The following is a 9,734-nucleotide window of genomic DNA, read 5'->3' as shown; positions in this document are numbered from 1 at the left end:
GCGGGGTATTGCCGAACGGCGCGCAGCGACAGAAAACCGAGCGCGTGCGCCAAGCGGTTACTGCGAAATGAATGATTCTGAAACGGGGTTCAAGTGTTAACGGCAACTTTGCAGATCGTCAAGACTTTGACACGGCAAATCCTATTGCCGTGAAGCACATCACTATTTCACGTGTTTATGAAAGGATTTTGTTATGCATGCGTGACGATTCCTCGACGCATGGAAATGCATGTAACTAGCGGTCGCGACTGGAGTTTCAATCGCGCAAAGAAAAACCCGCCGATCAACGGCGGGTTTTTCCATACGCGATGGCATTGAGGCCTGCGCGATGCAGTGCGATCAGCCGCACCACACCCGCGCGTTGCGGAACATGCGCATCCACGGCGAATCGCCCTGCCACTCGGCCGGGGCCCAGCTCATGTTGAGCGCGCGCGGGGTGCGTTCCGGGTGCGGCATCATGATGGTGACGCGGCCGTCGGTGCTGGTCAGGCCGGTGATGCCGTCCGGCGAACCGTTCGGGTTCAGCGGGTACTGGCTGGCGACGTTGCCATTGCCGTCGATGTAGCGCAGCGAGACGCGTGCGGCGGCCTGGTCAACGGCGTTGTCGAACACCGCCTGGCCTTCACCATGCGCCACCGCCACCTGCAGGCGCGAGCCGGCCATGCCACGCAGCAGGATCGACGGCGATTCCACCACTTCCAGCAGCGCGGTACGGGCTTCGAACTGCTCGCTGGCGTTGCGGCGGAACTGCGGCCAGTGCTCGGCACCGGGGATGATGCCCTTCAGCTGGCTCATCATCTGGCAGCCGTTGCACACGCCCAGCGCGAAGCTGTCCTCGCGGGCGAAGAACGCAGCGAAGGCATCACGCAGTGCGCTGCGCTCCAGGATCGAGGTCGCCCAGCCACGGCCGGCACCGAGCACGTCGCCATAGCTGAAGCCACCACAGGCGACCAGGCCGGTGAAGTCCTGCAGGGCCACGCGGCCTTCGATCAGGTCGCTCATGTGCACGTCGAACGCGCGGAAGCCTGCACGTTCGAAGATATTCGCCATTTCGATCTGACCATTGACGCCCTGCTCTCGCAGCACGGCCACGCGCGGACGCGCACCGGTGCTGATGAACGGCGCCGCCACGTCCTCGTTGAGGTCGAAGCTGAGCTTGGGCTTCAGGCCCGGCGCCGTGAAGGCACGGGCAATCTCGCGCTCGGCGTCAGCGTTGGCCGGGTTGTCGCGGCGCTTCTGCATGGCGTGGGTGACCGACCACCAGGCATCGAACAGCGCGTCCCAGCGCCATTCGGCCAGGTTCTCGCCACCCAGCGACACGCGCACCACCGGTGCGGTGGTCGGCTTGGCGATGCGCTGCGCGCATTCGGTCAGGGCATGCCGCTCGACCAGGTCGGCGAAGGCCGCGCGGTCTTCGCGCGCGATCTGCACCACCGCACCCAGCTCTTCGTTGAACAGGCTGCGGAACGGATCATCGCCCCAGGCATCAAGGGTGATGTCCAGGCCCAGGCGCGAAGTGAAGGCCATTTCGCACAGTGCGGCGAAGGCACCACCGTCGCTGCGGTCGTGGTAAGCCAGCAGCAGCCCGGACTGGCGCGCATCGCGGATCAGTTCGAAGAAGCCACGCAGGCGCTGCGGGTCATCCAGGTCCGGGGCGGCACCGGCGAAGGCCGGCAGGTCGCCATGGTCGGCATGTACCTGGGCCAGGATCGAACCACCGAGGCGCTGCTTGCCGGCGCCGAGGCCGATCAGCCACAGCTCGCTCTCGACTTCGCGGTCGAGCAGCGGGGTCAACTGCTGGCGCACGTCGGCGACCGGCGCGAATGCAGTGATCACCAGCGACACCGGCGACACGCTCTTGTGCGCCTCGCCCTGGTCGTGCCACTGCGCCTGCATCGACAGCGAGTCCTTGCCGACCGGGATGCTGATGTCCAGCTGCGGGCACAGTTCCATGCCCACCGCCTTCACCGCGTCGTACAGCAGCGCGTCTTCGCCCGGGTGGCCGGCAGCGGCCATCCAGTTCGCCGACAGCTTGATCTCGTCCAGCGCATCGACCGGCGCAGCGCACAGGTTGGTCAATGCTTCACCCACCGCCATGCGTGCCGACGCCGCGGCATCCAGCAGCGCCAGCGGGGTGCGCTCACCGAGCGCCATGGCTTCACCGGCCACGCCGTTGAAGTCGGCCAGGGTGATTGCCACGTCGGCCACCGGCAGCTGCCACGGGCCGACCATCTGCTCGCGCGCGGTCAGGCCACCGACGCTGCGGTCGCCGATGGTGACCAGGAAGTTCTTCGATGCCACCGTCGGGTGCGCGAGCACGCGCAGGCCAGCTTCCTGCAGGTCCAGGCCGCCGGTCTTCAGCGCCGGCCAGCGCGGGGCCGGCGGGTGTGCGGTGTCGCGGTGCATCTTCGGCGGCTTGCCGAACAGCACGTCCATCGGCAGGTCGATCGGCGCATCAGCCGGAATGTTGCCCGGAACAGCGCCGTAGGCCACCACCAGGTGTTCTTCGGCGGTGGCCACGCCAACTGCGGCGAACGGGCAGCGCTCGCGCGCGCACAGCGCAGCGAATTCGGCCAGGCGCTCCTGCGCCACGCCCAGTACGTAGCGTTCCTGCGATTCGTTGCACCACAGCTGCATCGGTGACAGCGACGGGTCGTCGGTCGGCACCTTGCCCAGATCGATGATGCCGCCGACCTTGGAGTCGTGCAGCAGCTCGGGGATGGCATTGGACAGGCCACCGGCACCGACGTCATGGAAGAACTTGATCGGGTTGTCGGCGCCCATCGCCACGCAGCGGTCGATGACCTCCTGGCAGCGGCGCTCCATTTCCGGGTTGTCGCGCTGCACGCTGGCGAAATCCAGGTCTTCGGCACTTTCGCCGGAGGCCACCGAGCTGGCGGCACCGCCACCGAGGCCGATCAGCATCGCCGGGCCACCGAGCACGATGACGGCGTCGCCATCCTGCAGCAGGATCTTGTCGACCTGCACGCGGTCGATCGCACCGAGGCCACCGGCCAGCATGATCGGCTTGTCGTAGGCACGCACCAGGTCGGCGCCTTCCGGCAGCTCGAAACTACGGAAGTAACCGAGCAGGGCCGGGCGGCCGAACTCGTTGTTGAACGCAGCGCCGCCCAGCGGGCCGTCGGTCATGATTTCCAGCGCCGGCGCCATGCGCGGGTTCAGCGCGCGCGGCGCCTCCCACGGCTGCGGCAGCTCGGGAATGCGCAGGTGCGAGACCGAGAAGCCGCTCAGGCCGGCCTTCGGCTTGCCACCGCGGCCGGTCGCGCCTTCGTCGCGGATCTCGCCACCGGCGCCGGTCGAGGCACCCGGGAACGGCGCGATCGCGGTCGGATGGTTGTGCGTTTCCACCTTGATCTGGAACGCGCTGGGCACGCTCGGCTCGCTGCGGTACTCGCCGCTGGCCGGGTCCGGGCGATAACGCGACGCCGGATGCCCTTCGATCACTGCGGCATTGTCGCTGTACGCGCTGAGCGTGTGCTGCGGGGTCTGCTGGTGGGTGTTCTTGATCATCCGGAACAGCGAGCGGTCCTGCTCCTGGCCGTCGATGGTCCAGCTGGCATTGAAGATCTTGTGGCGGCAGTGCTCGGAGTTGGCCTGCGCGAACATCATCAGTTCCACGTCCGATGGCGAACGGCCCAGCGCGCTGAAGCGCTCGCGCAGGTAATCGATCTCGTCCTGGGCCATGGCCAGGCCGAGGCGCTGGTTGGCGGCCTCCAGCTGGTCCACCGGCACCCGCTCCAGTTCACCCCGGGCCGGGGTCGAGAACAGGGCCTGACCCTGCTCGACGTTCTCCAGCACCGACTGTGTCATCGGGTCGTGCAGCGCCTTGATCAGCGCCTGCTGGGCGGCGGCATCGGCCGGCCAGCCCTGCACGTCGATGCGCAGTCCACGTTCGACCCGGCTGACCGGCTGCCCAGCACCACGCACCAGTTCGGTGGCCTTGCTCGACCACGGCGACAGCGTGCCCAGGCGCGGCACCACGATGCGGCTGACCGCGCCTTCGGCCACGGCCTCGGCCTGCGGCGCAGCTTCGAGGATGCGGCACAGCGTGGTCAGGTCGGGGACGGCGCTGCCTTCGGGCTGCACGAAGTAGACGTGCCAGGCACCGCTGATGCGCAGGGAGGGAGCGATGGACTGCAGGCGGGATTCAAGACGTTCGCGGCGGAACGGCGACAGGGCGGGCGCGCCCTCGAGGACCATCATGTCCGGGGAACCGTAGTTGGGAAACGGGCCCGACATTGTACCGGAAGCGGGGGAAGGGCTCTGGCCGGGCGGCGCCCGGCACCCGCAGAGGCGCCCGAGCCAAGGCCACAGCCAGAGCAAAGGCAAAAGCCACAGCAACAGCGGGTTTCCTGGGAGATGGCGGGGTGGGTCCGGTTGCGGGGGACGCCGTAAACCCATCCATGGGGGCTTGGTCGCGGCATCCATGCCGCTCACACCCCCGCAACCGGACCCACCCCGCCTTCGACAATTTCCCGCGATCTGCGGTAGATCCACGCCATGCGTGGATGCTCCCCGGTAGTGCCGACCGCTGGCCGGCAACCAGGGAACATCAGAAATCAGGCATGAAGAGCGGAGCGACCGGCTTTTGCTTTTGTTTTTTTTCTTCTGTCTTTCGTGGCTGGCACCCGCAGGAAACTGTCCAGGGTCGGGCGGGTGGGCATCGCGGGGGTGTCCGCGGCATGGATGCCGCGGCCAAGCCCCCAGGGAAGGGTTTACGGCGTCCCCCGCGATGCCCACCCGCCCGGCCAAGCCCATGAATTCGCAGTTCGACCCGCCACGAGGGGCTCCGCCGATGGCCGCCGACCGCGCGCAGCGCCGCCCTTGGCCCGGATCCCGGAACCATGCGCTTGCTCACGGATTGACCACGCGATTGATGACAACGTTGTCCCAACCTGGCGCCGGACTCTCTCCCCGGCTTCCCAGGTACCTCCGTCCGTCCCCCTCCGTCGCCTTCCCGGGCGATGTCCGGACCTGCGTTACGTGCGGCGCCATCCGGGCCCGCGCGCCAACCGATCGATCGGAGACACACCATGTACGACCCGCTTGTGCTGAGTGCCGATGTCCGCAGTGCCGAACGCTCCCTCCACCGCTGTCGCCCGCGCCGTCTGGCCTGGCTGCTGGCCCTTGCCGGGGCCGTTGCCCTGCCCGGCCTGGCGCAGGCCGCCAGCTGTGCCGGGGTGGCCCAGTGGGACCAGGCCAAGATCTACCGGGCCGGCGATACCCTGCAGAAAGGAGGCGTCCTCTATCGGGCGAACCAGGACATCTGGAACGCGCCGCCGGACCATCCGGCCGGTGCGCCCTACTACACCAGCCTCGGTGCCTGTGATGGCAGCGGCAGCAACCAGCCGCCGGTGGTCAGCCTGACCTCACCGGCCAATGGCGCCACCTTCAGCGCCGGCAGCACGGTCAACGTGACCGCCAATGCCAGCGATGCGGACGGCAGCGTCGCCAAGGTCGAATTCTTCCGCGATGGCAGCTCGCTGGGCGTGGCCACCAATGCGCCGTATGCGGCCAGCTGGGCCAATGCCAGCGCCGGCAGCCATACCCTGCGCGCGGTAGCCACCGACAACAACAACGCCACCGCCAGCACGACGACCATCAGCATCACCGTCAACGCTGCCGGTGGCGATACCACCGCGCCGAGCGTGCCGGGCGGGCTGGCGGTCGGCACCCGCACCGCCAACAGCATCGCGCTCAGCTGGAGCCCGTCCACCGACAACACGGGCGGCAGCGGCGTGGCCGGCTATGACGTGTACCGCAACGGCAGCCTGGTCGGTTCACCGTCCAGCGCCAGCTACGTCGATGGTGGGCTGACCGCATCGACCACCTACCGCTACCGCGTGCGCGCCCGCGACAACGCCGGCAATGCATCGGCACAGGGCACCGAGATCAGCGCCACCACGCTGGCCGGCAATGGCGGCGGCACCGGCAAGCGGGTCATCGGTTACTTCACCCAGTGGGGCATCTACGGCCGCAACTACCGGGTCAAGAACATCGACAGCAGCGGTTCGGCCGCACGCCTGACCCACATCAACTACGCGTTCGGCAACGTGCGCAACAACCGCTGTGAAGTGGGCATCACCCAACCGTCGGATCCGAACACCGGTGCCGGCGGCGATGCATTTGCCGACTACAGCAAGGCCTTCGGTGCCGGCGAGAGCGTCAGCGGCAGCGCCGATACCTGGGACCAGCCGCTGCGCGGCAACTGGAACCAGCTCAAGCAGCTCAAGGCCAAGCACCCGGGGTTGAAGGTGCTGATCTCGCTGGGTGGCTGGACCTGGTCGCGCGGCTTCTCCAGCGCGGCGCGCCCGGAAAACCGCCAGGCCTTCGTGGCCTCGTGCATCGACGCCTACATCAAGGGCAACCTGCCGGTGACCGACGGTGCCGGTGGCGCCGGTGCCGCCCTGGGTGTGTTCGACGGCATCGACATCGACTGGGAATACCCGGTGGCCTGCGGCATCGAATGTGGCAAGCCGGAGGACAACGCCAACTTCACCGCGCTGATGGCCGAGTTCCGCCGCCAGCTCGATGCGGTGCGTCCGGGCCTGTTGCTGACGGTAGCGGTGGGTGCCGGCATCGACAAGATCCGCGTCACCGATCCGGCCGCGTACCACCCGTACCTGGACTACATCAATGTGATGACCTACGACTTCCACGGCGCGTGGGATGCGAAGACCAATCACCAGTCGGCGCTGTTCGATTCGCCGAATGATCCGTCCACCGGCGACCAGAAGCTCTACAACAGCAACGACGCCATCGAGGCCTTCATCAGCCGTGGCGTGCCCGCCGCCAAGCTCAACCTGGGCATCGGCTACTACGGGCGTGGCTGGACCGGTGTGGCCAACGCCAACAACGGCCTGTACCAGACCGCGACCGGCGCCGCCCCGGGCACGTATGAAGCCGGCATCGAGGACTGGAAGGTGCTGAAGAACCTGGCGTGGCCGGGCTACACCGACAACACCGCCGGTGCCACCTGGATCTACAACGGCAGCACGTTGTGGAGCTTCGACACCCCGGCCAACATCACCCGCAAGATGGGCTACGTGAAGACCCAGGGCCTGGGCGGCGCATTCGTCTGGGAGTTCAGTGGTGACGATGCGCAGGGCACGCTGACCAAGGCGGTCAGTGACGGCCTGCAATAAGAAAAAAGCCGGGGGTGCGACTTGCATCCCCGGCCTCGCTCGCATGATGCATCCGCCGGGCATGGCCCGGCGTTACCCGCCATTCCACGGTAGCGCCGGGCCATGCCCGGCGGTGTTCTGATCAGCGCTTGGCCGACAGCTTTTCCAACGCGGCGCGCAGCTGCGCCGGCGGCAGGTAGCCGCCCAGCTGGGTACCGTCCGGGGCGAAGATCGCCGGGGTACCGTTCACGCCCAGCTGCTGGCCCAGTGCGTACTGCATCGCCACCGGGTTGGTGCAGCTCTTCGCCGGCACGCTGCCACCGCGCTTGGCGCTGGTCAGCGCCTGGCGACGATCGGCCGCACACCAGACCGAGATCATGTCGGTGTAGTCCTTGCTGCCCAGGCCCATGCGCGGGAACGCGAGGTACTCGACACTGATGCCGTTGCGGTTGAGCTCGGCGATATCCTGGTGCAGCTTGCGGCAGTAGCCGCATTCGATGTCGGTGAACACGCTGATGGTGTACTTGGCATTGGGCGCAGCGAACACGATGCGGTCACCGTGGTTGGCCTTGGCCAGCAGATCGCGGCGGTAGCCGAGCAGGCCTTCGCTGTTGGCCGGACCCTTGGCGCGGGTGTCGTAGGGCTGCGACTGGAACAGGTAGCGACCGTCATCGGACACGTACAGCAGCTGGCCGGAGACCACCACTTCGCGGAAGCCGGGGAACGGCGCGGCGCCGATGTAATCCACTTCGAAACCCGGATTGAGCGCGGTCAGCGCGGCACGCACGGCCTGGTCGGCCGAGCCGTTGGCAGCCGGGCTGGCAGCCTTGGCCGCAGCAGCGGTAGCAGGTGCCTTGGCGGCCGGCGGGGCCGGCTGGGCGCAGGCAGTCAGGCTGAGCGCACCGAACACGGCGGCGATGGCAAATCGGAGCATGGAGCGGTCCGCGACAGAAGAAGACCCCGGATTCTGACACAGCCGCCGCTGCCAGGCCGCGATGGCAGGCAGGGCTCGCGGCAAGGGTTCAGGCCCCTGCTCAGCCGCGCGGGTGATGGCGGGCGTGCAGTTTCTGCAGGTGTTCGCGCGCCACCAGCGTGTAGATCTGGGTGGTCGACAGCGAGCTGTGGCCCAGCAGCATCTGCAGCGCGCGCAGATCCGCGCCCCGGTTGAGCAGGTGGGTGGCGAAGCTGTGGCGCAGGGCATGCGGGCTGATCCGTGCCGGATCGATGCCGGCCACCTGTGCGTGGCGCTTGACCAGGTGCCAGAACGCCTGCCGGGTCAACGCATGCAGCGTCGGCTCGATGAACAACGGTGTCTGCCCATCGGCCAAGGCCTGCACTTTGCCCTTGCCAACCAGCTGCGGCCGCGACTGCTGCAGATAGCGCTCCAGCCAATGCTGCGACTCCTCGCCCAACGGCACCAGCCGTTCCTTGCTGCCTTTGCCGGTGACCCGCAACACTCCCTGGCGCAGGTTGACCGCCGTGGCCGGCAGCAGCACCAGCTCGCTAACGCGCAGCCCGGCGGCATACATCAGCTCCAGCATGGCGCGATCGCGCAGGCCCAGCGGGCTGTCGATGTCCGGCGCCGCCAGCAGTGCGTCGATCTGGCTTTCGGCCAACGCCTTGGGCAGCAGCCTCGGCAGCTTCGGCGGATCCAGCAGTGCACTGGGGTCCTCGCTGCGATCGCCCCGGCGCACACCATCAGCGAAGAACGCGCGCAGCGCCGACAGCAGGCGCGCGTTGCTGCGCGGCGACCAGCCATGCCGGGTACGCCACGCCAGGTAGTCGAACAACCCGGGACGTTCAATGCCGGCCAGGCCACCCTCGCGCCCATCGGTCCAGCGTGCCAACCCTTCCAGGTCGCGCCGGTAGCTGTCGAGGGTGGCGCGGGCCAGGCCGTTCTCGGCCCAGATCGCATCGAGGAAGCGCTGGATGCGCAGGCTGTCATCGGCCCGTAGCTCGGGCAGTTGCTGCACCAGCTGGCGGCGTTCGGCGGGGGTGGAAACAGGGGCCATGCGTGCAGGATACGAGGGCGACTGCGGATGCGGCCAGCATTGCGTATGCTCGGCGCATGTCCCGCCCTGCCACCGACACGGCCACTGCGGCCACCACCGAGATGCCCCGCCCGCGCGCACTGCTGCTGTGGCGCACGCTGGCGATGGTCTACGACACGTTGCCGGTGCTGGCCCTGTGGATGCTGGCCGGCACACTGTTCACCATCGCCTACACCCTTGATGGCCACACCCAGCGCGAGAACATCGCACCGTTCAGTGCCTGGCAGTGGCTGCTGTGGGCGGTGTGCTGGGCGATCACCGGGTGGTACGCCACCGCCAGCTGGCGCCGTGGCGGGCAGACACTGGGCATGCGGCCGTGGCGGCTGAAGCTGGAATCAAGCGATGGCACGCCGCTACGACGCAGGCAGCTGTGGCTGCGTTTCGCAGTGGGCACGCTGTCGCTGCTGCTGGGCGGCATCGGCTTCTGGTGGGCGTTGATCGACCGCCAGCGGCTGACCTGGCACGACCGTGCCAGTGGCACGCGGCTGGTGCGCATGCCGAAGCGGTGAATTGCCCTGGTAGCGCCGGGCCATGCCCG

Annotated in this window: 5 protein-coding genes; 2 read left to right on the top strand and 3 right to left on the bottom strand. The window is 67.9% G+C overall.

Annotated features, from left to right (window positions below; genetic code table 11):
* Nucleotides 1–339: 339 nt before the first annotated feature.
* Entirely contained in the window at nt 340–4,224 is a 3,885-nt protein-coding gene (gene purL, locus AC3ITW_RS02810; protein ID WP_012510011.1) for a phosphoribosylformylglycinamidine synthase, read from the bottom strand.
* 830 nt (nt 4,225–5,054) lie between these two features.
* On the opposite strand from purL, the gene AC3ITW_RS02805 reads away from it, so the two are divergent.
* Nucleotides 5,055–7,166: a glycosyl hydrolase family 18 protein gene (locus AC3ITW_RS02805; RefSeq protein ID WP_154354607.1), complete on the top strand. Its 2,112-nt coding sequence runs from the start codon at nt 5,055–5,057 to the stop codon at nt 7,164–7,166.
* Nucleotides 7,167–7,287: 121 nt separating this feature from the next.
* Here AC3ITW_RS02805 and AC3ITW_RS02800 read toward each other — a convergent pair whose 3' ends face one another.
* Together AC3ITW_RS02800 and xerD are read right to left on the bottom strand one after the other, a co-directional pair.
* On the bottom strand, nt 7,288–8,079 hold the full coding sequence (locus AC3ITW_RS02800) for a DsbC family protein (RefSeq protein ID WP_012510009.1): 792 nt from the start codon (nt 8,077–8,079) through the stop codon (nt 7,288–7,290).
* Between the two features lie 100 nt (nt 8,080–8,179).
* Nucleotides 8,180–9,157: a site-specific tyrosine recombinase XerD gene (gene xerD, locus AC3ITW_RS02795; protein ID WP_012510008.1), complete on the bottom strand. Its 978-nt coding sequence runs from the start codon at nt 9,155–9,157 to the stop codon at nt 8,180–8,182.
* Nucleotides 9,158–9,213: 56 nt separating this feature from the next.
* Between xerD and AC3ITW_RS02790 the strand changes: the two genes are divergently transcribed.
* Nucleotides 9,214–9,705, top strand: coding sequence for an RDD family protein (locus AC3ITW_RS02790; protein WP_012510007.1), 492 nt, complete (start codon nt 9,214–9,216; stop codon nt 9,703–9,705).
* The last annotated feature ends 29 nt before the right edge of the window (nt 9,706–9,734 follow it).

It is taken from the genome of Stenotrophomonas sp. KH_052 (assembly GCF_057838755.1).
Note: the sequence above shows the minus strand (reverse complement) of the source record. Positions and strands in the feature narration are given on the sequence as shown.